The organism is Paenibacillus sp. J22TS3, from assembly GCF_018403205.1.
GTDB lineage: Bacteria > Bacillota > Bacilli > Paenibacillales > Paenibacillaceae > Fontibacillus > Fontibacillus tuaregi.
In genome coordinates, this window is sequence record NZ_BOSF01000004.1 from 202,658 (window position 1) to 225,852 (window position 23,195).

Sequence of the window (23,195 nt, forward strand, 5' to 3'; positions counted from 1 at the left end):
CTTTTTTTGATTACATATACCAATAAGCCACTATTACTCCCGGGATAACCGCCAGCATAAAAGGAAAACTCAGCATCTCCTTCTCCTGTGCCCTGACAGGGCCGGTGCTCCGCATAACCAGGGCGCCAAATACACTGTTCGTCAAGGCTCTCAACCTAGCAAGCGACTCGCGTCTCCAAATCAAAATGACTATGCCAATAATCCCCGCAAAAATGATAGAGTAGACAAGCGAGTAGAAGGTAAAGCCCGCCCCCATCCAAGCCCCAATTCCGCCAAACAGCTTCACATCTCCGCCACCTACCGCGCCAGCCCAGTACAAAATAAGCATTATTCCAAACCCTGTAACAGCCCCAAGAATTCCAGTCCATAAGCCCGACCAGCACCCGGCCCAAATTTGATAGATAAATCCGGCGCATGCCGCCGACACCGTTATTTTATTTGGAATTATCATAGATCGTATGTCTGTAATAAAGGCGGCTGCCAAAAACACCAAACACCCTGCAAATGCTATATCCACTTAAAAATTCTCCTTCACACTTATGGAGTTTTGTCCTTTCCCGCTACCCGAAAGCTATCCGTGGTCTTAGCCCCTTCCTCTGTCTCAAGCTCAAATGTCCAGATGCCATGTGTCGTATTCCCAGACACCAGCCATTTCCACTCCAGATGACCTGAAGAGTCAGCCGTGGATTCGCCAAGATATTTCGCGATACTCTGACCGCTTTTGTAATACACGGTAAGAGTCACCTTAGTGCCGGGTTTCGCCTGTGCCCGGATGATGGCTTGATTCCCGGTATACGCGGGATCAGGTTTAGACAAGACAAGGGCGGGACTGCCTGTGTGATTTCCATCTCCCTCTTGGTCTTTTCCGGCTTCCTGCTCATGGGTATCCCCGATCCAGAGCCGCTCTACCGCTTTGGACTGAAGCGCTATTTTATTCTTGGTAAATGGGACTTTGATCGGCAGCTCATAGCTGATTTCCAATCCAAAATACGGATTCGCGCCGCTCTTCAGATCGGGCACAACCACCTGACTCACATGCAGCCGCCCTTCATCCAGGATAGTTCCATCCAGGAAAGGATGGATCAGCGGCTTCACCACAGGATCCAGCAGTGCCTCGGACAGTTGGTTCTTGAGATCCTGAAGCGGCTCATCTCCCCGGGCGGCCGCATCCTTAATCCAATCCGAGAAAGGGGGCTGCATTTGAGAGGTGAATTTGGCCGCCCACTCGGACAAAGAAATCTTTGGCATTTGCAGATTCACCTTCCCAGCGGTCCCTCCCTCCTTATCCTTGACCGACTGAACAGCCAAAGCAATGGGATACATAGACGATGATACCTGCTTGACTGTATTGGAGACCACCGTCTGCATCTGTGTGGAGATTACCGTCATCTGAACCATATAGATCAGAAAAAAAACAAGTAAAAGAAAGACTGGTAAAACCAATGAAGCCTCCAGCACAATGCTGCCGCGCGCATGGTGCCGCCAATTAATACGAGAAGTCAGCTTTCTTAACAGCATAATACCGGTTCCCTTCCACTCTTCCTTCTGAAGCTCCCGCCACATTCAAAGCTTTGGCAACACCAGGCAGGAACCAAAGCGGCATAGCCATAGTGACCTCGCTTGAAATATAGGTTTTGCGGTCTGCAGGATTAATTCCAGTGTTAAGCCGGATTACCGCAAGCATTCTGGAGAGCCTTGAGTCACTCTGCCCGTGAAGCAGCATAAAGATTCTCAAGTAGTCTCTGTAGGACAGCTCCACCTTAAAATAATCGCTGAGGGGAATACTCCCTTTCTCACACAGTGTCACCATATCCATAATTGCATGCTCAATCCCATACAGTAGGGCAAGCGCAAGGATGAGCAGCGGGTTTCCAGCTGAGCTTTTCTTAATAAAACCCTCCATGGTTCTGACCGCCAGTCTCGCCGAGAATATTTCACCATAAGCCGCGGCCAGATTTCCTCCCGGATTATGAAATCCGTACAAGATGTACTCGATCTCCTGATGCTGTGGACTAAGCTGCTCGCCTAGCTCATCCAAGGCCCCCTTGTTCCCCTTTACAGCTTCCTTGAGCCGGGTAACATCGAAATGCTTAAAATAATCGGCCGCATATTCCGTTTGCAGGCAGTTATCAGTGATTCCACTGAGTAAAGAGGACATCGAGCCATACAGTCCATCCATTTGTTCCATGGATTGCTTCCCGCTTGAATAAGGGCTGGAATCCTTGAGATGGTTGTTCTCCGTACTATCTGAACTCTTCGTATTTAATTGCAAAATCGCCTTATAGTAACTCTCAAGTGTATTGAACTGCTGTTGGTTGGAATCCATTTTGTCTTTCAATGCTGCTAACTGCTTAAGGATGTTTCCTGCTTCTTCGAGCTTGGATTTGGATTCGCTTTCTGCTTTCTTGCGGGCCGCATCATAGCTTCGGTACGATTGAAGCTGCTTGTCCTCTTGATCCAGCAGGCTGCCCGAATCACAGTATTTCAGCATGTACGCATCTCCTGCCCGGGAAGCCGCGATAACCGCACTCTTAACGGGTGCTGAATTCCCACTCGTGGTGGAGAGCAGCATACTCTCCTTAGAGACCAGCTCATTTACACGTGAGCTGAAACTATCAAAATCAGCCTGCTGCCGCACTATATTTTCTTTTAACTGATTCAGAAGATCATCAGGCAGCAAAAGCTTATGGGTCTGTTCCCGGATCTTCCGGATTTCCCCGCTTCCAGCTGTCTCATCCTGCGCATCTGAGCCGACCCGGTTGTATCCATCGTCTGCAGAACGGTTCTCCGAATTCTGAATAACTTGCTTCATCTGATCATTGATCTGCCGCGCTTCTTCCACAAGCTGTACGGCTTCGGGAAGCAGAGAACTGTGCTTCTGAGCATCAGTCTGCTGACCTCTGGTTATGTGATTAAATACTTGGGTGGTTCCAGCCTCATAACGGAAAATTTCAGCATCATAGACTCTTTCCAGTGGCAGTCTCTGACTGTCCTCATCAGATTTGGCCTTATAATCATTGAACTGGGCAGCCGCATCACCCGCAGTTGAAATGCTTCCGCCCAATGACTGGTCTTGTATGCTAGAAGCGCCTCTATGCAGAATCCATGGAAAGAGCTCTTTCACCGCCAAAGATGAAGTCCGTTGATGATGAAGCAGCTGATCCAGCTTCCGCTCCCTCTCATCGTAGAGCTTCTGCAGCATGCCCAGCAGATCCACCGTATTTGACGCTTCTTTCATGACCTTGGACATCGGCTTGAACTTGTTCATAATCTCAATGGTAAAGTTAATCGGCGCCTTATATTTCATCTGTTCACGCACCTGTTGAGAGAACACCGGATACATACCTAAGGGACGTTCCAGTGTAATTGTGGAGCTGTCTACCTTCGATTTCAAAATGGACAGATCGTCACTGCGCTGAAGCAGACTTGCCTGATCCTTCATGACCTTGGACATAATGTAATTCTCATCCGTCTCCCCGTAGGCAAACAATCCATACTGCTCCAGAAGAACCGGATCATATGCGGAGAGCACGGAACGCACGGCAGCATGTGTGATCTGCTCACTTTGTGCCTGCAGGGACGACATTCTGGAATAATCTATAAACACAGATACAAAAGCAAATACAAAGGCAAAGATAATAATTAAAAAGACAGTTACCGCCCCGCGTTCGGAGCGCTCCTTGTTAAACATATCAGCCCTCCCCACAGGCCAAAAATAGTTGTATAGATTAAAAAGCTTATACAGGTAAGCTTCACTTCCCATACTGCTTCAACGCTGCTCCCGCTTCCTTGGGGCTTGCCCCGGAGCCTGTGCCGCTTTTGAACCTGGCCGCATAATATCTGCCTAGATCAACCGTTCGAATCCATTCCGTCGGCTCCACCACATAGGACGAAGATTGTCCAAGCTGCATTAAATCCCTGCCCATTACCCGCTCCAGCGGCTTCAGGCGAACCAGCCTATCCAGCGATACCGTCACCTTCCTGAATAACAAATTCCGGTTGTAAGCCATAGTTCCATGTATCGCATCCGGAATCTCCTTGCCAATGCGGCTGAGCTTCACCGCGGGGAGAGAATCCCCGGAATCGCCAGAGGGCAGCTGGATACTCGCTGTTTCTTCGGCCCCTGCCCAGCCGAAAAGCGTCTGCAGCATCACGTCATCCTTCAACCTCCAATAAAGAGGATCCGACTTACCTATCTCAACAGCACCGCTGCTTGAATTCTTGAAGCTGTTGTCCCAGGTGTAAGCCGCCCGCTCAGCGGCAGCAGCCGATGACATTTGCAAAATCGAGGTCTGGTACAGGTATAAGCAGAAGAACAGGAGCAGCATCGTGGACATGAGTACGACAGGCATAACCAAGGAAGACTCCAGCGTGAAGCTTCCTCCATTGTCCTTGCTGAACGCCCTTGTCATTTTCCGTCCATGAACTCGTTTGTTTTGGAGTTAGCCTTAGACAATAGGTTCTTCACAATATTGGACAGTTCATTTCTAAAAATCACCGCAATAATCACGATCACGGCAATAATGAGAATGATCTCAAGCATTCCCAACCCTTTCTCATCCTTCCACAGCTTTTTCATTTGTCCTTGCATGGTCGTTAACATTTCGAATTCCCCCTGATTTTAATTTAGTTCGTCCTAGTTCTCTCCTTCGGCCCCACAGCCAACAATTCACTGTCCGCAGTCCACGTTTACAGTCCTCAGTTCACAGCCACAAATCCACAATCTATAACCTACAAACCCATAGCCATAAAAGCCGGGGTTCCCACCAAAATCACAATGATCAAGAATAACAGCACCATAGGGAATACAAGCTTGGAGGATGCCTGTTCCCCTCTCGTGCGGCTGACAGCCTTCCGCTTCTCCCACAGGGAGTGGGACAAATCCCGCAAAGACAGCGCGAAATCACTTCCTCCCCGGCGGAAATTGAGCAGGACCGCCGTTGTAAAAGCCGACACCTCCTGAATCCCACAGCGTTTGCTGAAGCTCTCCAGAGCCTGCTGGAATGAATAACCACTCTCCACCTCACGTGTCACTTGGGATAACTCACGGTATAAGGGGTGAGATGTCTCATCCTGTTTCCGGCCAACACACTGCTGAATAGCCCGTTGAACAGTCTCCCCTGCACCCACAAGCAAAATTAGTTTGTTCAGCAGTTCCGGGAGTTCGAGAATGATATCTTGCTCCCTCCGAACCACCTTTTTGTGAAGCTCAGCGATCAATACGGCAGGAATGACAACAGCCAGCATCACCCCGATACCAAATCCGGCGGAATCCCCTTCCATAAGAATGGCGAGTAAGCAGCCGCTGGTGAGAAGAATCCATGAGTAGGACAGCATCTCAGCCAGAAAGATCAGCGTGTAATCTCCTACCCTGCGCTCACCTGACATCTTTTGAACCGAACGCTGCACCTTGAAGAAGAACATTGGAAAGCGCAACGTAAACCTGCTCTTCTCCAGCAAAAGCAGCATGGGCGGGGCCAGCCTCTGCAACCTGAGCCCGTCCATCCGCAGTTGTTGGCAGTTCCGGTAAGTGCCTGCCGCACGATAATACAGCAACACCCAACTAATGATTAGAGCAGCTAAGATCATTATCCAAATCACCAATTTTGCACGCCTCCTATATCCGGATGCTCATGATTTTATTGATCAGCCAGAAGCACCCGGCGAACATCAGCAGTGCAATTCCGGAGATAACCAGGCCGAAACCACTATATAGCGGCTGCATATAATCAGGCGATGAGACATTCATGAATAAAAGAAAAAAAACAGGAGCCCCCAGAAGCGCTCTCGATTCAAACCGCTTCTGGGCTATCATGACCGAGATCTCCTGGCTGATATCCAGCTTCTCGCTAATGATTGAAGAGGTCCGCCTTACGATCTCCACCAGATCCCCACCCGTTCTTTTACAGGTGGTGAATACATCCGCGAAATTCGTAATATCTTCAATCCCCGCCCGGTTGCTGAAGTCCTGGAGCGCTTCCTCGATCGGCTGTCCGTACTCCATGCGGGTGCAGATGATGTGCAGTTCTTGTATAAGATCGTTGCGCGCATCAGGATACAGCAGCCGCAAATCCGCGATGGCTTCCCGGAAGCCGTTCTCAACGGAACGGCCAGCCGCCAGAGAGGAAGAAAGCGAATAGAGCGCTTGCTTGAAATGCAGCGTCAGGGCGCTCCTTCTCCGGGCTAGAAGGTGTCTGCCCCAGTACTTGGGGGTATACAACCCTGCTAACCCCACCCCAAGAGCCAAATACCAGGTTTGAAAAAATATATATCCTATCAAATACATCACGAACCCGCCAGCAAGGATGCTGCCCAATCGTTGACGGGGTGTAAGCACCATAACTTTATAATCCGGCAGGGCCGGGGTTGAGACTGCGGTTGGAGCCTTAGCCGGACTGGACCGTCCCTGCTGTCTCATAAGCCATCCTCCCTCCGCTGTGCTGTTCAACCTTGAAACCGGCCATACTCAGCTTGGCCGTATGCTGCAGGGAGCTTCCTGTAGAGACAAGTCCTCCCACAATTCTCCCGTTCTCTTCCCCGACTTCCTCAAAAATATAGAGGGGATTCAACACGACTTCTCCATCCTTCATCCCGATTACCTCACAGATCTCGGTCACCCGTCTGGAACGGTCTCTCATCCTCGACAGATGCACAAAGATATCTATGGCCGAGCTGATCTGCTGGCGTACCACCTGGATAGGCAGATCAGCTCCGCTCAACACCATCGTCTCAAGCCTGCTGATCATATCTGACGTACTGTTCGAATGCCCAGTTGAGAGGCTACCATCATGCCCGGTATTCATCGCCTGCAGCATATCTAAGGCCTCGTGCCCCCGCACTTCCCCCACTACAATCCGGTTGGGGCGCATCCGCAGGGAAGAGCGGATCAGATCTCTAACCGAAATTTCCCCTTTGCCTTCCGTATTGGAATTGCGTGTCTCCAGTGAGACCAGATTAGGCACCGTAGTGATTTGCAGCTCTGCGGAATCCTCAATGGTAATGACCCGTTCTTCGGCCGGGATATACTGTGATAAAGCGTTCAGGAAAGTTGTTTTACCCGAGCCCGTACCCCCGCTGACAAAAATATTGTATTTGCTTCGGACCAAATCCTTCAGCAGCAGAGAGGCCTCTTCGCTAAGCGAGCCTGTGGCCACAATATCGTCCATGGTCATCGGCTTCTCTGGAAACTTGCGGATCGTAAGCGTTGGCCCTTTGAGTGCCACAGGAGGCAGTACCACATTGACCCTGGACCCATCCTTAAGACGCGCATCCACAATTGGCGAAGACTCATTCACAACCCGGTTCACGCCTGACACAATCAGCTGGATAATATCCTCCAGCCTTTCCCTGGATTCAAACTTCAGATCAAGGCGGCTCACTTGTCCTTGTCTCTCCACAAAAATCTCCTGGTCGCTGTTAATCATAATCTCCGTTATCGTCTTATCCTCCACCAGCGGCTGAAGCACATCCAGCCCCCGGAAGGAGTCATAGATCCGCCGGATAAGCCTTCTTTTCTCAGCAGCCGTGAATTCCTGCACCTGCTCATTGAGCAGAATCCGGCGTTCAATATGACTCTGCAGTTCCTCGTCACTCATGCTCGAGGTTACATCCAGACTCGCACGGATTTCGCTTCGCAGCTGATTGAACCATGCGTCGGTCACCATGTCCTTCCTCTCGCAGGCTCAGGATCAGCACCGGCCCTTTGTGTAATGTGCCGGCAGAGCTTCATCATGTCGCGCTGGTAGTCAGGAGTATGCAGCACAGCTTCCCATGATGTCTTCTGCTTCCACGCAGGAATATAGGGCAGCGTTCGATAGCTCACAATCTGCTCAAGCGGCATGCTGTGAACCCGTGTCGCCAGACTCCGGTTGATGGTGAACACGGATTTATGCAGCAGCCGGGAATGCAAATCCGCATTCGTTCGCTCCAGATGCTGCAGCCAGCGCTCTGTCCTTTGAACCGGATCGATCTCATCCACAGTCAGCCAGACCAATTGGTCGCAGAAGTCGAGCACTGCTTCCGTCCGGCCGCATGGATAGCTGTCCGTATCCACAACAATAAAGTCATAACCTCCGCTGGCTGACAAATATTCAAGCAAGTTCACCGTGCTCTCTCTGTCCAATTCAAGTAATTCATACAAATTAGTCAGAGGTTCAAATGCCTCTGCCTGCAGCAAAGAGTCCCTGCTGACATATCCGGCTAACGAACCAGCAAGCAGCTCTCCTCTATCCGCAGATGACTGCAGATCGTAGAGAAGACGGGCTAGTCCCGGCCCCTCACCTCCAAATCTCGCCGCACTTCCCGGCAGAGGACCGCTCACCGTCTCCAGATTTAGATACATCACGCGGTAGCCTTCAGCGCTAAGCTGCTTCACCAAATGCAGGGCCACGGTAGTCTTGCCGCTTCCGCCGGTCACCGAATAGACCCCGATAACCGCCGTACTGCAATCTGAGGAATGTACAAGCTCATTTCCCCTGCTGCTCACTGAAGCCAGAACAGAAGTCAGCAGCTCATGAAGCGGCTGGTATTTGTACACATGATTCTCCCCGTCCCTGAGCTCCTGATTAGCCTCCACTAAATACAGAACAGTCACAGTCCGGCCACCAGGCGGGTTCCATGCATCTAAGAACTGTGATTCCGCCAACACCACATCCGGGCGGTCGTCTAACATGGACATCCGCTGCAAGAATGCGTCGGGTTTGCTGAAAGCCATCACTTTCATCCTGTCGTTGAAGCTGCTGGTATTGACATAATGCAGAAACGGCTCAATATAACATTCATCCTGCACGGCCAGCACTACCCTTACAGGAACCATCACTTCATCGCCCCCCTTCGGAAAACGCAAAAAAGCACCGTCCAATAGCCGGTAATTCGGCTGTTGAACGGTGCTTCCGTTTCCGTTGTTCCTTATTTTTACAGTTAGAATAACATACCTATCCAAGCGTAGCAAGTCCCAATATATGAATATAACTAAAAAATCAATCCAGAAAGCGGTCCCGGATTTCCCGGGTTGGAATCATACAGGCTTCGTCCTTCCCGAACCAGCGGTAACGGTTGCGGGCAATCAAGTTATACATAGCATCTCGCAGCGTCCGGGGAACCATGATCAACACATAGAAGAGCGGCCAAGGAAAAGGCAGCAGCCGGGCAAGCCGGAGGGCTGCTGTAGACCGGGAATAATAACGCCCCTCCTCAATCAGAACGAAGGTGTTAAAGGAAGCCGGAGAGAGTCCACCCTCTGAGAGCAGCCTCTGCCCAGACTCTGACTGCATCGAGCAAAACCTGAGACGCGCCTTCTTGTCCCGCTTGATCAGAAACTTCGTTACCCCCTGACACAGATGGCACACGCCGTCTATCAGCACCACCGGCTTCTCCTGTAATTCTTCCGGAGATTGACTCATCACGTTCATCCCCTTAACTCATGGAATCCGTTTAACTAAGTGCCAAATTATACAGATAATTGGTTAAAAGTATAAGGAATATAATATTAAGCATACGCTACTTATATAAAAAAGGCACGGGTTAGCCCCGTACCTCGTTTTATGTGCTTAAAGCTGTGTGTTTAGTTCGCTTCTGCCTTCTCCAGGTATTTTCCTTCGGCAATTTGGTTTCCAATGTCCGCAGTAAAGTTATCCATGCATTTGCATATAAAATCTTTGCGGCAAACTGGACACGGATTCTTCTGAAGACGGCTGATGTTGGTAAGCTTCCACTCGGGATAGCGATGATAGAACACTCGGCACTCAGTTCCATCGACCATTTTGACAATAAATTCGTACAAGCCATCCTTCTTGTTGCTGCTGGCTTCGGTCACGTTCTCAACAATTGGTCTGTAAGACAATGCTCATCACCCGTTCATTCAAATTTCGATCATTTTTGTACTTAGACATATTAAATAATTTTGGGCGGCATGTCAACTAAGCGTGATACTGTGCATCAGATGAATATAAACCGTCAGGTAGCCGCATAGTTGACCTAAATTGCGCATGAAGCAAGTAGCCTTTTAACCAAGGGTGGCATACATATGAATATCGGTCAAAAGCCTGGTCAAAAATTCGACAGTACAAAAAAATATTTTTTCAGATAAAGCGTTTCCGCCAAAAAGTTTCCCTAGACAAAAACTATTGTAGGTGTACAATATGGGTGAAAGATAAAATCATCAAAACAAAATTTACTAATAAAGGTGTGATTCCTATGGAAGAGATTCAAGAAAATATAGCCGGAAGGCTGCCTGGCTGGAGATCTCAGCAGGGGCTCCCGTCACTTCCGGAGGCGCACCGCTCCCTTCGGATTCCCAAGAACGCCAACTGGTTCAAGAAGTTCCTGGCATTTGCAGGTCCTGGATACATGGTGGCCGTCGGATATATGGATCCCGGCAACTGGGCTACAGATATTGAAGGCGGGTCCCGGTTCGGCTATACGCTGCTTGCTGTAATTCTAATCTCGAATCTGATGGCAGTGCTCCTTCAGTCCCTTGCCGGCAAGCTTGGCATTGTGACAGGGAGGGACTTGGCTCAAGCCTGCAGGGACAGCTATTCAAAGCCCGTTGTGTACCTGCTCTGGATTCTCTGTGAGCTTGCCATCGCTGCATGCGATCTTGCTGAGGTTATCGGCACAGCTATTGCGCTCAACCTGCTGTTCGGCCTGCCCCTGATCTACGGTGTGATCATCACCGCGGTGGATGTGCTGCTTATCTTAATTCTGCAGAACAAGGGATTCCGGTTTCTCGAGATGCTCATCATCGTGCTTATTGCCACGATTGCCGTCTGCTTCGGGATTGACCTGTTCCTGACAGGTCCCGACATGGGAAGTGTGCTTAGCGGATACATCCCAAGCAGTGAGATCATCAGCAATCCGCAAATGCTGTATGTCGCCATTGCCATACTGGGGGCTACCGTCATGCCGCATAATCTGTACCTGCACTCCTCCATCGTTCAGACGCGCCAGTTCGACCAGTCACAGATAGGGAAACGCCAAGCGATTAAATATATGACGTGGGACTCCACAATTGCTTTGACCTTTGCTCTATTTATCAACTCAGCGATCCTGATCGTATCTGCGGCCGCTTTTCATTCCAGTGGGCTCACGGAGGTTACAGACATCGGGGATGCCTACCATCTTCTGACACCTATTGTGGGAACAACGCTTGGAAGTGTGATGTTTGCAGTAGCTCTGCTCGCTTCAGGACAGAACTCAACGTTAACAGGTACACTTGCGGGTCAGATCGTCATGGAAGGATTCATCAACCTTCGGCTGAAGCCTTGGCTCCGGCGTCTGATCACCAGGCTGATCGCCATAGTGCCGGCTGTCATTGTTACCGCTCTGTACGGTGATTCCGGAGTACAGGACTTGTTGATCTTCAGTCAGGTCATCTTGTCCCTGCAGCTGCCATTTGCAGTGGTTCCGCTTGTGAAATTCACCGGCAGCAAGACCAAAATGGGCGAATTCGCCAACAAGACATGGATTAACATTCTGGCCTGGACAGTTACAGCCATTATTATTGCACTAAACTTATTCCTGCTTATTCAGACTATTTCCTAATTGCTGCATTTTCATTCAGCTTCCATAGATCACTGAGGGAAAAGAATACTTAGTTCAAACCGTCAGCATCAACAATTGGCGGCATCCGACTAAATTAACCTCTCGTGAGTATGGAAGCTTTTTTTATTAACGCAAAAAAAGAACAGCCTCTCTGTTCAACAGAGCGACTGTTCTCTTCTTTAGCTGTTATGCGGTCGAGAGGACTCGAACCTCCACGGGTATACACCCACTACCCCCTCAAGATAGCGTGTCTGCCATTCCACCACGACCGCTCGTGGGTTGAATCACTATTTTTCAAGCGAACATTTTATATTATATAGATACAAAGCTGAATTGTAAAGTGGAAATTAATCACAGATTAAAAAACGAAAATCGCCTTAGTCCAATCGCTAAATAAAGGTCAATAAATAAACGAAAAGAGATCCCTAACAGGATCTCTCTTGCTCTATGCGGTCGAGAGGACTCGAACCTCCACGGGCGTACGCCCACTACCCCCTCAAGATAGCGTGTCTGCCATTCCACCACGACCGCATATAAAGTTAAATGGTGAGCCATGAAGGACTCGAACCTTCGACACCCTGATTAAAAGTCAGGTGCTCTACCAACTGAGCTAATGGCTCTCAATTTGAACAGGCGAACCCTTATGGGTTCTCATCCCCATATCGGAGTGTTTAAGAAAGTGACCCGTAGGGGTACTCGTTCTGCGAACGAGACTGCGGTGCAAATGCTAACGAAGCTGATGCTCCGACGAACCCTGATGGGTTCTTATCCCCACTTGAAGCTGTTTAATGAAAGTGGTGACCCGTAGGGGATTCGAACCCCTGTTACCTCCGTGAAAGGGAGGTGTCTTAACCCCTTGACCAACGGGCCGTGCTTGATGATGTCTTCAATGTGACAACAAAAATGAGTATAGCAAAAACAAAACAAGCTGACAAGCACTTTTTTTAATTTTTTATACACACTCTCCCCTGCCCCAGAATGACTGGATAAACCTAGATTGGGTGGAAATAATAGTGCAGCCGAGACTGAATATCATAAGGAGTGAAAACATTGAATCCAGATTCCAGCAATGAGACACGTGATCCGTTAGAAATGACTCTGACCGATCGCCAAGGACATCCGATAACAGACAATCAGAATGTACGTACCGTCGGCAGCCGAGGACCGATAACCTTGGAGAATTATCATTTCCTTGAGAAAATTTCCCATTTCGACCGTGGCAAAATCCCCGAGCGGGTCGTGCATGCCCGTGGAGCCGGTGCCCACGGTTACTTTGAGACATATGGCAAGGTTGGCGATGAGCCAGTTGCTAAATATACACGCGCCAAGCTCTTCCAGGAGCCAGGCAAAACAACACCTGTATTTGTGCGATTCTCTACAGTGGTCCACGGGGGACATTCCTCCGAAACGCTGCGTGATCCGAGGGGTTTTGCCATTAAATTTTATACGGAGGATGGGAACTGGGACCTGGTAGGCAACAATCTGAAAATTTTCTTTATCCGCGATCCCCTTAAGTTTCCCGATATGGTACAGGCCTTTCGTCCGGATCCGGTGACCAATCTGAACGATCCTGAGCGGATGTTTGATTTCCTTTCCCAAAGCCCGGAAGCCACTCACATGGTTACCTTTTTGTTCTCTCCATGGGGAATCCCTGCAAATTATCGTCAGATGCAAGGCTCGGGGGTAAACACCTACAAGTGGGTTAATCAGGAAGGCGAGGCCGTACTAGTCAAATACCATTGGGAACCACTGAAGCAGGGCATCAAGAACCTTCTTCAACAGGAAGCCGATAAAATTCAGTCCAAAACTACAGAACACGCAACTCAAGACTTATATGAGGCTATTGAACGCGGTGATTATCCCGAGTGGGAATTAAACGTGCAGATTATGAGTGATGACGAGCATCCTGAGCTCGACTTCGACCCGCTTGACCCTACCAAGCTATGGCCAACCGACAGGTTCCCTTTTCTTCCGGTAGGTAAGCTGGTCCTGAACAAGAATCCTCAGGATTATTTCGGTGAGGTGGAGCAGGCCGCTTTTGGTACCGGCGTACTTGTGGACGGGCTGGATTTCTCCGATGATAAATTGCTGCAGGGACGCACCTTCTCCTACTCTGATACTCAAAGACACCGAGTTGGCACCAACTATCTCCAACTGCCGATTAACGCGCCGCGTAAAGCCGTGGCCACGAATCAGAGAGGCGGACAGATGCAGTACCATGTCGACTTAGCTCCGGGTCAGAACCCGCATGTCAATTACGAGCCGTCCTCCCTTGGCGGATTAATTGAAGCTCCTAAGAAGGGCAAGGACCATGAGCCAAGATACAACGACAGGCTTACCCGGCAAAAGATTGAACGTCCCAATGATTTCGGTCAAGCCGGCGAAACATATAGACAATTTGAGCCTTGGGAACAAGATGAGCTCATCCGAAATCTTGTAGCCAATCTGCAGCTGTGCAAGCCCCACATCCAGAACCAGATGATCCAATACTTCACCGAGGCCGATCAGGAGTATGGCCGCCGTGTGGCTGACGGGTTAGAAGCGGTGCGGGGCCAAGTGACTGGCGGACGATTGAGCACAGAAGCCTCGGATCAGGCCGTGCAGCAGGCTGAACAGGAAGGCCATCAGGCAGAGCCGTACTAGCGATGTGACTGCACCGGACACGAAGAGGCCTCACGGATACTATGAAGCGACAGCGCGAACACTACAAAGTAAATACACAAACACTAAGAGGCTGTACAGACACTACAAAGTGACTGCACAGCACTATAAAGAGGCCACTTTCCTTAAGAAGTGGCCTTTTGTGTACACTATACAGCACCATGAGAGCTTTTCTTAAGCCTGAGGCCTTAATCTCACCACTCTACACACAACAAAAACGGGGACTTCTGGTAATCAGAAGTCCCCGTGTCATTATTAGAATTATGGCGGAGAGAGAGGGATTCGAACCCTCGCACCACTTACGCAGTCTAACCCCTTAGCAGAGGGTCCCCTTATAGCCACTTGGGTATCTCTCCAAATAAAAATGGCTCCCCGAACAGGACTCGAACCTGTGACAACTCGATTAACAGTCGAGTGCTCTACCAACTGAGCTATCAGGGAACAATATTGTATGTACCAATTAATTTATCATGTCAGCGCATCCAAGTCAAGTTCACCTAATGAATTTTGTGTTTGTAAATATTGGGTACCTCCAATAACATGGAAAGACCCGGCCGCTTGGCCAGGTCTTTGGATTGGAAACATCAGGAATCCTTTCTGTGGCGATCCAGCCCGATAATCATAATGATGAGCACCAGCAGTTGAATGAGCAGTTCAGCACTCATGTGCCTCGCCTCCATGCCGCTTAATACTCCTTCGGACCGGCTCTCCTCTCCCCAGGTTAGTTCCTTTTACGTTCCCGTTTCTATGTATATGTCAGACATGCCCACTTATGATTACGAAGTTATGTACAAATAAAAAGAACCATCATCTCCACCTGCGGAAATTCGGTTCTTGTGTTTGATCAAATATTTAATTTCCTGTTTAGTCTTTGTCTTCCTTGTTCTCATATCCGCAAAAGCAAACGGGCTGCGGCCTGCTTCCGGATTCCGTCTTCCTTCCCGGGCCAGCTTATCCCGGTGCTTCTTAGCACTTGATTTCGCCATTGCAATCCTCTCCTTCAGTTGTATTAACTCCAGTATAACAGAAATCTGATGTGTCCATCTGATCAAATTACTCCCATCTTCAAGCTGCCTGAGCATCGGCCGCATCGGTATCGCTTCGGGTCCACTTTGCGTTTACGCAGATATTCCATTTCGCACTGGGTGCATACCAGCTTGTAGCGATATGGCAGCGTTCTGCGGCCTGAATTCCCCGGCAGGGACTGGCAGTAACGGCTTCCATCCACTTGCCTAAGCAGCATCTTGAAATCCGCATCCTTGTGCTGGTAACCTCTGCCCGCCAGGTGAAGATGATAGTGGCACAGTTCATGTTTAATGATCTTCTCCACTTCTTCTGGGCCAAAAGCTTCAAGCTGATGAGGGTTAATCTCAATATCATGCGTTCGCATGAAGTATCTTCCGCCCGTGGTTTTTAGTCTGGAATTAAATGAGGCCTTGTGCCGAAACGGCACGCCGAAGCTGGCAAGAGATATTCTTTCCACCCAATCTTGAAGCTCTTGATTCGTCAACTTGGATTCTCCTTTCGGACCTTGAGACAGGTCAGCAATGCACACTTGAATTTTAACTTCTTGTTACGCTACACTGTCAAGTAGGAATCACTTGGAGGGAGCACACCGATCTATGCCGACTATGCGATATGTCATTTTACAATTAAATCATGAATTGCAGTTCGTGGAAATGCCAGCCGATTATGCCTACCAGCTCAGCGCGCTGAACCTCAGATTGCACAAGGAAATCGCCAAGCTGACCGCAGCTAGCGTTCCCGCACTTCCTAGAGCTGTAGCAGAATGCGACCGGCTCGACCTGCTAGAAGAAACCCATCAGATTACCGGAGGCTTAGCGTACATTAATGCACTTGAAGCTGCTTTCTCCGCGATTGAGGAGTCCAGCTATCCCCTGATTTCCCTGCTTACGGAAATCCGTGCGCTTCAAGCTCAGCTTGAGCAATGGTATGAGGAGGAAGCCGAACAGCTTCTATAATTCATAACCCGTGCAAAATACGTGTGGGACCTGCACACTTCCAGGCTTTTCCCCATATGCTAAGCATATTAACAGGGAATCGACAGGAGGGTGAGCCTTTTGCCTAAATGGCTCTGCAATCAAATCATGCGTGCATTTAACAAAAAGGACCGTCGTCAGATCCGGCTGCTGAATGAATGCTGGTTCTTCTATTACAACCGCTCTGATAACAACCCCAAAGCAGGTCAGCTGTGATCATCAAGACAGAAGCTATCCAAAGCCCTGAGGGCAGCGGATAGCTTCTTTTTGTATTCACAAGACCAAGAAAAAAACTGTAATCCATAAGAAACTGGCCAGACACACATCATATTTTTCATTCAGAGAATGCAAGGCCTAGGCTGAATTTTATGCTCATGCATTAATAGGGGATATATAGGGACATACGAGAAAAGCTGTCCCAACAACCGCTTGGACCGCTTTTTTACCAAAGATATGTATTTCAGCTGCTTTTACGTTGTATACTTCTTCGGCAACTCAAGTTCCCGCAGATCGTCAACAATGATTTTCACCCTGAATATTTTGGAATTAACAATAATTGCATCTTCATATATAAGTGGTCGGATCGTCGCTCCGCTAACATAGTCCTTAGTAAAGAGCTGATATTCCGGGTTACTTTGTAGTTCTTTGATAAACCCTGCTATCTCCGTGTCCTTGTTAGTTTCATACAAATCAAGCTCTGTAGTTATGCTCCGTATAGGTTCTAGAAGTTCCATAATCTCATCAGAGCTCGATACGCTGTTGATATGAGCCGATATGGTGCCAAGCTCATCCTGAAAACTTCGGACCAGATCCACTGCCTTTTTCTCTGCTTCCGCTTCCTTCAACCTGTCGCTGACCAAGGAACTCTCTTTCAACTTGAGTACTTGCTCGTATGTCTGAATAGCCTGTTCCAATTTCCCCTGTGTAAAATACACCTCTCCCTTCTTGTAAAGCTCATCGGCTTGCCTATCCGCTTTACTCTCACAGCCTGTTAGCAGATCTGTGATCAGCACAGCTGCCGTTACCCACAAACCTACCCTCTTCAGCATGTAATTATCCCCTTCAACCTAACTCTAAATAGTCACACATGGACCATAATATCCGTTTCCACCAAAAAAATCCATATAAAAAGAACGAACCCGGTCGCGGATTCGTTCTTGTTTTAATTAATTCTTCTCAGGGTCGCGCATCGTCAAGCCTACGCGGCCTTTTTTCACATCCACATTCAGCACCCATACCGTGACGTTGTCTCCTACCGAGACCACATCCATCGGATGCTTCACATACCCGCTGCTCAGCTGGGAAATGTGAACCAGTCCATCACTCTTGATGCCGATGTCCACAAAAGCTCCGAAGTCGATCACGTTGCGCACCGTTCCTTGAAGCTTCATGCCTGGCGCAAGATCCTCGATCTTCAGGACGTCCGTCCGGAAGATCGGCAGGGGCAGCTCCTCACGGGGATCGCGGCCAGGACGCTGAAGACTGTCGATAATATCCTTCAGCGTTGGCACACCCACGCCAAGGCTCTCAGCCATCTTCTCGACCTCAAGACTGGCAAGACGCGCCGCTGCTTCCTTAGAACCCAGCTGCCCAGGCTCAATCTGGAGCTCCTTAAGCAGCCGATTCACCACCGCGTATGATTCCGGGTGGATCGGTGTACTGTCGAGCGGGTCAGTACCTCCTGGAATCCGCATGAAGCCTACACACTGCTCGAACGTCTTCGCCCCAAGCCGCGGCACCTTCTGAAGCTGCTTGCGGCTGGTGAATTTTCCGTTCTCCTCCCGGAACTTCACAATATTCTTGGCCGTGGTCGCATTGACCCCGGACACGTAGGACAGCAGGGACGGCGAGGCTGTGTTCACATCCACGCCGACATGGTTAACGGCGGACTCCACCACCGCTTTAAGGCTCTCCTCCAGATGTTTCTGGGAGACATCATGCTGGTACTGGCCAACGCCGATCGCCTTAGGGTCAATCTTGACGAGCTCAGCAAGCGGGTCCTGCAGCCTGCGGGCGATCGAGACCGCGCTGCGCTCGGCGACGTCAAGATCCGGGAACTCCTCGGCCGCGAGCTTCGACGCGGAGTAGACACTTGCTCCGGCCTCGCTGACGATCAGGTAAGCGAGGTCCCGGTCCCCGCGTTCGGCGATAACCTCGGCGACGAACTGCTCGGTCTCGCGCGAAGCGGTGCCGTTGCCGATTACAATGAGCTCGATGCCATAGGTATCGATCAGCTCGTTGAATTTGGCCGCAGCTTCGCGCTTCTTGTTGTGCGGCGGTGTCGGATAGGTCACCGCCACCTCCAGCAGCTTGCCGGTGTCATCAATCGCGGCAAGCTTGCAGCCTGTCCGGTAGGCGGGGTCTACGCCCAGGACCATCTTGCCCTTCACCGGCGGCTGCAGCAGCAGGCTGCGCAGATTGCCGGAGAAGATCGAGATGGCCTGATTCTCCGCCTTCTCGGTCAATTCGGCTCTGACTTCACGCTCAATAGATGGCGCGATCAGACGCTTGTAGGCATCCTCAATCACGGCATGAAGCGAGGCTTCCACCGGAGAGGAGCCTTTAATAATCTGACCGGCCATATACTTGTGAACCGGTTCAGACGGAACGTCCAGCGACACCTTCAGCACGTTCTCCCGCTCCCCGCGGTTGATAGCCAGAATCCGGTGCGGCGGCATTTTCTTCGCCAGCTCCCGGTAGCTGTAGTACATTTCATATACGGATTCCTGCTCCGCATCCTTAGCCACAGAGTCAATCATGCCGTGATCCAGCGTATACCGACGCACCCAGGCCCGGATCGCCGCATCATCCGCCAGCATTTCGGCCACGATATCCATCGCGCCCTGAGCCGCTTCTTCGGCAGATTCCACGCCCTTGTCCGCATTGATGTAATTGACAGCTTCCTTGAGCAACTCACCATTCTTCGGCTGGGAGAGCAGCCATTCCGCGAGTGGCTCAAGCCCTTTCTCCTTGGCTACGCTTGCGCGGGTTTTCCGCTTTTGCCGGTATGGACGGTACAGGTCCTCCACTTCCTGCAGCTTGGCTGCCTGCTTGATGGCGGATGCCAGCTCCTTCGTGAGTTTGCCCTGCTCCTCAATAATCCGGATCACTTCACGCTTGCGCTCCTCAAGCCCCCGAAGGTACGCCGCCCGCTCTTCAATATCCCGAAGCTGGTTCTCGTCCAGTTCCCCGGTCATTTCCTTCCGGTACCTTGCGATGAAGGGAATCGTATTCCCCTCGCCAAGCAGATCTATGGTCGTGCGTATTTGTTTGACGGAAATTTGCAGTTCCTTCGCAATTTGCTTGACGATGCGTTCCTGCTCTTCCGCAAGTGTCTCCTGTGGTGCTGCTTCCATCACAATTTCCTTCTCAGACAAATCCAATCCCTCTTTCTCTTCCTATATGTAACTTATTATCACAAACTTCAGCCTATATTGCCAGCAACCTGATACCCAAATAAAAAATGCGCCTAAGTCTCCTTGGCGCACCTCTTATCATTATCTGTTAAAGTTTAGAAATCAATCAGTCCCACACTGATAAGCAGTGACTCATCCACCTTCTTCATCGTTTCTTCGTCGAGGTGGGTGATCTTGTCGGTCAATCTCTGCTTGTCAATGGTCCGTATCTGCTCCAGCAGAATAACGGAATCCCGGTCAAAGCCATGCGTAGCTGCATCAATCTCAACATGCGTAGGCAGCTTCGCTTTTTGAATTTGAGCCGTGATGGCAGCAACAATAGCCGTTGGGCTAAAACGGTTCCCAATATCGTTCTGGATAATAAGCACCGGTCTTACCCCTCCCTGCTCGGAACCGACAACAGGCGAGAGATCGGCAAAAAATACATCACCGCGCTTTACGATCAATGTTCACACCCCGCTTACTAGCCGATCCAGAGTGCTGTCCGCATCTTCCTCCGCATGAAACGCTTCAGAGGCCATGGTCAGGTTAATCTTCGCCATCTCCATATAACCGCGCTGCATGGACTCCCGGATGTAACGCTTCTTCCGTTCGTTCAAATAGAGCTTCATTGCCTGCCTAATCAGTTCACTGCGGTTGGAATTCTCCAGCGCAACGATGCCATCCACTTCCTGCAGGAGATAATCCGGCAAGCTGATCATGATTCTTTTCGTGTTCTGCATATTGGCCAATTACTTACACCCCCACAAACCTTTCGACCTTACTCCCTAGGACAAGTATATCATTATCCGAGGAAATTTATACAAAGAAATATATGCTCCCTGTATATCAAGTATGCTGCATTCCATTATAAACGAAAAACAACTATGGCGTACATAGCATTTGCCAATTTCCAGATACTTGTTATATTCGGGAGATTTCGCCTAATTCCTTCATAACGGTAAAAAAATTTGGGGTGTAAATCAGCTCAGTCCTGATTCAAGCAGCGGATTTACAACGAGCTCCACAGATCCGGAGCGCATGTAAAACCTTGGTATGCGATGAGCCAGCATGCAGATGATCTCATAGTGAATGGTACCGAGCGCGGAAGCCAGCTCGTCGGCGGCAATGGTCTCTCCGTCCTGACTGCCGATAAGGACAACCTCTTCTCCAGCTTGGATTTCCTCTGCCATCCCGGCAAAAGACTGCAATGATACCATACACTGGTCCATACAAATCGTTCCCACGACAGGCACGCGGCGTCCGCGGATTAGAACCTGCGCTTTGCCTGTAAGCATACGGGAGTAACCGTCCGCATACCCGATGGGCAGCGTGCCTATTCTCTCCTCGCTTACGGTTGTGTAACGAATGCCATAACTGATGCCCGAATGCGCGGGCAGTGTCTTCACAAATACAACCTGAGTTTTCAGCGTCAATACCGGGCTGAGCTTCACCTTCGACTGTCCGACTTCAGCTGACGGATAAAGTCCGTATATCGAAATGCCTATACGAACCATATCGCAGGAAATCTGCGGCATATCTACAGCAACAGCACTATTACCCGTATGTATAATCGGGATTTGATAACCGTGATCCCTCAGCGCCTCACATGCGCCCTGAAAACGTCGGTACTGCTCCAGTGTATAGGTCTTATCTTCCTCGTCTGCCGTTGCAAAGTGGGTAAACATGCCCTCCACTTCGACATGCGGAACGGCCATGGTATCGCGGATGAACTGCATCAGCTTCTCGCCTGGCAGAAGTCCAAGCCGCCCCATTCCGGAATCCACCTTAATGTGGACCTTCAGCTTGCCCCGGATGCCTGAGGAGCTCAGTTCCTGAATGGCCTCCAGCACTTCATCACTGAACAAGGTTATTGTTACATCGTTCTCCCAAGCAGGACGCACTCCATGCGGGGGCACATATCCAAGTACCAGAATCGGCGTACGAACGCCTGCCTGCCGAAGCTCCAAAGCTTCATCCAGAAACGCCACACTTAAATAATCGGCGCCCAGACGCTCCATTTCCTTGGCAACCTGGACAGCGCCATGACCATAAGCATTAGCTTTGACACAGGCCAGAAGCTTCATACCTTCCGGCAGGGCCTGACGGAATGCCTTATAATTGGCCTCGAGTGCGTCCAAATTAATCTCAGCTCGGGTGGGTCGATAGTTTACTTGCAATGAGGTCACCTTCTCTAAAGTTTGAAAAATCCACTCCTGTAATAAACTAATGTTATCGGTCCGGGAAGTGGCTGTCAATTGCGATAGAGAAACCTTTTTATGCAAATAAATCCGCCTTGTCTGTAGAGAACATATACCTTATACCGCGTCCGGCAGAAAAAAAAGACAGCGGATAGACGGTGTGCCAAGAGGGAGCTTATGCTCCACGGCAGCCGTTATCCGCCTATCCCCTATTATTTACCCGATTGTTCCTGCATAGAAGCGGCAACTTTTATCATTTCGTTCACCGGCAGGTTATCACTGGTCAGATTAAATTCCAGTCCGTCCACTGTCCAAATCAGAGTCTGAGTCGCCTGGTCAGCGCCGGTCAAATAGCCTACTGTGAAACCGAGATCAACCATTTTGCCCCCAGCTGCCAGGGAAACCGCCTTATCAAGAGCTCTCGCTTCGGTCAGCGTATATTGATAGGTTCCATCATATCGGAGCAGGACGGCACTGTTCAGACTTCCTTCCACAACCTTCTCTTCTTTCTTCGAGACGCCTTCAGGCATATAAGTTGGCATAATAACCCCGAATGTCTCGTCTAGAGCAGGCGCTTTGGAAGTTTCCTTCCCATCCGCTCCTTCCCCATCCTTTGCTGCCTCCCCATCCTTAACCGAACTCTGTCCCTCACCAGGCACCTTCTCCACAAGCCGTCCATTCTCATCCACTTCGAGTACCGTCCCCTTGGAATTTGGAGATGAAGCATTCAAATTTTGCTGCATATCAAAGGACTTCTTATCAAAAGCCGCATCAAATTTGAACTTGTCGAACTTGACCTCCACGACCACATTCGCATTGGAATCCGAGACCTGTACCTGCTCTGGCGCATAATTCTTTTTGCTGAGCCAAATTTTCTGACGGACCAGAGTCTGGGTGTTATAATTCGCTGCCACATCAAATACATAACTGTTCTTATCCGCTACAAATTGGCGGGAGGTATCATTCAAGATACTGCGTACAAGAGTCTGGTAAAGGTACACCTGCCCCTGATTCTCAGGCCAGTCGCTTTGGAAGCGGAAGCTCTTGCCGAGACTTGGAGTAAGGACGTACACCCCCTGGTCGTTGCGCAGAACGATCTGAGTGATGTCCTTCTGGGCGTTTGTCAGCGCAATCCGGTAATAAGATGGGTTCTGATACCATACTTCCACCCGGTATTCCTGGGGCTTGTCACCCGTGTGAAGGGTCATCGTCCCCGAACCTTCATAACTCTCCATCTTGGTCACGACCTGATCCAGGTCCTTGACAACATCAGCAGAATCCTTCTTTCCGCAAGCGGCCAGCAGCATGCTGAAAGCTATCACAATGGTAAGCACCCATGTGATTCGACGCATGGTATCATCCCCTTAGCACATATGAATTTTCCTAATCTTGATACA

At 49.9% G+C, this 23,195-nt stretch carries 23 protein-coding genes and 6 tRNA genes; 4 read left to right on the top strand and 25 right to left on the bottom strand.

Annotation, left to right across the window (positions count from 1 at the left end):
• Nucleotides 1-10 precede the first annotated feature (10 nt).
• The 11 genes from KJS63_RS14345 to KJS63_RS14395 form a co-directional block, all read right to left on the bottom strand.
• A complete protein-coding gene (locus KJS63_RS14345; protein WP_213619746.1) occupies nucleotides 11-517 on the bottom strand; it encodes an A24 family peptidase in 507 nt (168 codons plus the stop codon).
• Nucleotides 518-537: 20 nt separating this feature from the next.
• Nucleotides 538-1,518, bottom strand: coding sequence for a pilus assembly protein (locus tag KJS63_RS14350; protein WP_213619747.1), 981 nt, complete (start codon nucleotides 1,516-1,518; stop codon nucleotides 538-540).
• Nucleotides 1,487-3,691 (bottom strand): DUF5702 domain-containing protein, encoded by a 2,205-nt coding sequence (locus tag KJS63_RS14355; protein WP_213619748.1) that lies wholly within the window; start codon nucleotides 3,689-3,691, stop codon nucleotides 1,487-1,489. Before KJS63_RS14355 ends, KJS63_RS14350 begins: the two co-directional genes overlap by 32 nt.
• A 61-nt stretch (nucleotides 3,692-3,752) precedes the next feature.
• The gene (locus tag KJS63_RS14360) at nucleotides 3,753-4,412 is read right to left on the bottom strand and encodes a TadE/TadG family type IV pilus assembly protein (protein ID WP_213619749.1); all 660 of its coding nucleotides are present in this window, start codon (nucleotides 4,410-4,412) and stop codon (nucleotides 3,753-3,755) included.
• Nucleotides 4,409-4,603 carry a Flp1 family type IVb pilin gene (locus tag KJS63_RS14365; protein ID WP_068615427.1) on the bottom strand — a complete coding sequence of 65 codons (195 nt, stop codon included), beginning with the start codon at nucleotides 4,601-4,603 and terminating at the stop codon, nucleotides 4,409-4,411. The genes KJS63_RS14360 and KJS63_RS14365 overlap by 4 nt, the downstream gene beginning before the upstream one ends.
• Before the next feature lie 128 nt (nucleotides 4,604-4,731).
• Nucleotides 4,732-5,604, bottom strand: coding sequence for a type II secretion system F family protein (locus tag KJS63_RS14370; protein ID WP_374706290.1), 873 nt, complete (start codon nucleotides 5,602-5,604; stop codon nucleotides 4,732-4,734).
• 13 nt (nucleotides 5,605-5,617) lie between these two features.
• Nucleotides 5,618-6,418 (bottom strand): type II secretion system F family protein, encoded by an 801-nt coding sequence (locus tag KJS63_RS14375; protein WP_213619750.1) that lies wholly within the window; start codon nucleotides 6,416-6,418, stop codon nucleotides 5,618-5,620.
• Nucleotides 6,387-7,661: a TadA family conjugal transfer-associated ATPase gene (locus KJS63_RS14380; RefSeq protein ID WP_374706293.1), complete on the bottom strand. Its 1,275-nt coding sequence runs from the start codon at nucleotides 7,659-7,661 to the stop codon at nucleotides 6,387-6,389. Before KJS63_RS14380 ends, KJS63_RS14375 begins: the two co-directional genes overlap by 32 nt.
• The gene (locus KJS63_RS14385) at nucleotides 7,658-8,818 is read right to left on the bottom strand and encodes a nucleotide-binding protein (protein ID WP_213619752.1); all 1,161 of its coding nucleotides are present in this window, start codon (nucleotides 8,816-8,818) and stop codon (nucleotides 7,658-7,660) included. The genes KJS63_RS14380 and KJS63_RS14385 overlap by 4 nt, the downstream gene beginning before the upstream one ends.
• Before the next feature lie 160 nt (nucleotides 8,819-8,978).
• The gene (locus KJS63_RS14390; protein WP_213619753.1) at nucleotides 8,979-9,401 is read right to left on the bottom strand and encodes a thiol-disulfide oxidoreductase DCC family protein; all 423 of its coding nucleotides are present in this window, start codon (nucleotides 9,399-9,401) and stop codon (nucleotides 8,979-8,981) included.
• A 161-nt stretch (nucleotides 9,402-9,562) separates the two neighbouring features.
• Nucleotides 9,563-9,841 carry a hypothetical protein gene (locus KJS63_RS14395; protein ID WP_068615416.1) on the bottom strand — a complete coding sequence of 93 codons (279 nt, stop codon included), beginning with the start codon at nucleotides 9,839-9,841 and terminating at the stop codon, nucleotides 9,563-9,565.
• A gap of 353 nt (nucleotides 9,842-10,194) precedes the next feature.
• Between KJS63_RS14395 and KJS63_RS14400 the strand changes: the two genes are divergently transcribed.
• Nucleotides 10,195-11,541 carry an Nramp family divalent metal transporter gene (locus KJS63_RS14400; protein WP_082926809.1) on the top strand — a complete coding sequence of 449 codons (1,347 nt, stop codon included), beginning with the start codon at nucleotides 10,195-10,197 and terminating at the stop codon, nucleotides 11,539-11,541.
• A gap of 189 nt (nucleotides 11,542-11,730) precedes the next feature.
• Here the strand turns inward: KJS63_RS14400 and KJS63_RS14405 are convergent.
• The 4 genes from KJS63_RS14405 to KJS63_RS14420 form a co-directional block, all read right to left on the bottom strand.
• Nucleotides 11,731-11,813, bottom strand: a tRNA-Leu gene (locus KJS63_RS14405).
• Between the two features lie 176 nt (nucleotides 11,814-11,989).
• Nucleotides 11,990-12,072, bottom strand: a tRNA-Leu gene (locus tag KJS63_RS14410).
• Between the two features lie 13 nt (nucleotides 12,073-12,085).
• Nucleotides 12,086-12,161: transfer RNA gene (locus KJS63_RS14415), tRNA-Lys, on the bottom strand.
• A 175-nt stretch (nucleotides 12,162-12,336) separates the two neighbouring features.
• Nucleotides 12,337-12,411 (bottom strand) — tRNA-Glu (locus KJS63_RS14420).
• A 222-nt stretch (nucleotides 12,412-12,633) separates the two neighbouring features.
• Here KJS63_RS14420 and KJS63_RS14425 point away from each other — a divergent pair.
• Entirely contained in the window at nucleotides 12,634-14,184 is a 1,551-nt protein-coding gene (locus KJS63_RS14425) for a catalase (RefSeq protein WP_213620067.1), read from the top strand.
• A 282-nt stretch (nucleotides 14,185-14,466) separates the two neighbouring features.
• On the opposite strand, the gene KJS63_RS14430 is transcribed toward KJS63_RS14425, so the two are convergent.
• The 4 genes from KJS63_RS14430 to KJS63_RS14445 form a co-directional block, all read right to left on the bottom strand.
• Nucleotides 14,467-14,558 (bottom strand) — tRNA-Ser (locus KJS63_RS14430).
• 9 nt (nucleotides 14,559-14,567) lie between these two features.
• Nucleotides 14,568-14,643 (bottom strand) — tRNA-Asn (locus KJS63_RS14435).
• A 335-nt stretch (nucleotides 14,644-14,978) separates the two neighbouring features.
• Nucleotides 14,979-15,188 (bottom strand): hypothetical protein, encoded by a 210-nt coding sequence (locus KJS63_RS14440; protein WP_213619754.1) that lies wholly within the window; start codon nucleotides 15,186-15,188, stop codon nucleotides 14,979-14,981.
• A 62-nt stretch (nucleotides 15,189-15,250) separates the two neighbouring features.
• Nucleotides 15,251-15,712, bottom strand: coding sequence for a SprT family protein (locus KJS63_RS14445; protein ID WP_213619755.1), 462 nt, complete (start codon nucleotides 15,710-15,712; stop codon nucleotides 15,251-15,253).
• A gap of 112 nt (nucleotides 15,713-15,824) precedes the next feature.
• On the opposite strand from KJS63_RS14445, the gene KJS63_RS14450 reads away from it, so the two are divergent.
• Together KJS63_RS14450 and cmpA are read left to right on the top strand one after the other, a co-directional pair.
• Entirely contained in the window at nucleotides 15,825-16,184 is a 360-nt protein-coding gene (locus KJS63_RS14450) for a hydrolase/acyltransferase (RefSeq protein WP_213619756.1), read from the top strand.
• Between the two features lie 99 nt (nucleotides 16,185-16,283).
• The gene (cmpA, locus tag KJS63_RS14455; protein ID WP_089153535.1) at nucleotides 16,284-16,418 is read left to right on the top strand and encodes a cortex morphogenetic protein CmpA; all 135 of its coding nucleotides are present in this window, start codon (nucleotides 16,284-16,286) and stop codon (nucleotides 16,416-16,418) included.
• 254 nt (nucleotides 16,419-16,672) lie between these two features.
• Here cmpA and KJS63_RS14460 read toward each other — a convergent pair whose 3' ends face one another.
• The 6 genes from KJS63_RS14460 to KJS63_RS14485 form a co-directional block, all read right to left on the bottom strand.
• Nucleotides 16,673-17,251: an outer membrane protein assembly factor BamD gene (locus KJS63_RS14460; RefSeq protein WP_213619757.1), complete on the bottom strand. Its 579-nt coding sequence runs from the start codon at nucleotides 17,249-17,251 to the stop codon at nucleotides 16,673-16,675.
• A 117-nt stretch (nucleotides 17,252-17,368) separates the two neighbouring features.
• Nucleotides 17,369-19,558, bottom strand: coding sequence for a Tex family protein (locus tag KJS63_RS14465; RefSeq protein ID WP_213620068.1), 2,190 nt, complete (start codon nucleotides 19,556-19,558; stop codon nucleotides 17,369-17,371).
• A gap of 155 nt (nucleotides 19,559-19,713) precedes the next feature.
• Nucleotides 19,714-20,064: a type II toxin-antitoxin system PemK/MazF family toxin gene (locus tag KJS63_RS14470; protein ID WP_068615401.1), complete on the bottom strand. Its 351-nt coding sequence runs from the start codon at nucleotides 20,062-20,064 to the stop codon at nucleotides 19,714-19,716.
• Nucleotides 20,065-20,067: 3 nt separating this feature from the next.
• On the bottom strand, nucleotides 20,068-20,349 hold the full coding sequence (locus KJS63_RS14475) for a CopG family ribbon-helix-helix protein (RefSeq protein ID WP_068615399.1): 282 nt from the start codon (nucleotides 20,347-20,349) through the stop codon (nucleotides 20,068-20,070).
• Between the two features lie 231 nt (nucleotides 20,350-20,580).
• A complete protein-coding gene (gene alr, locus KJS63_RS14480) occupies nucleotides 20,581-21,777 on the bottom strand; it encodes an alanine racemase (protein WP_213619758.1) in 1,197 nt (398 codons plus the stop codon).
• A gap of 233 nt (nucleotides 21,778-22,010) precedes the next feature.
• A complete protein-coding gene (locus KJS63_RS14485; protein WP_213619759.1) occupies nucleotides 22,011-23,150 on the bottom strand; it encodes a LolA family protein in 1,140 nt (379 codons plus the stop codon).
• Nucleotides 23,151-23,195 lie beyond the last annotated feature (45 nt).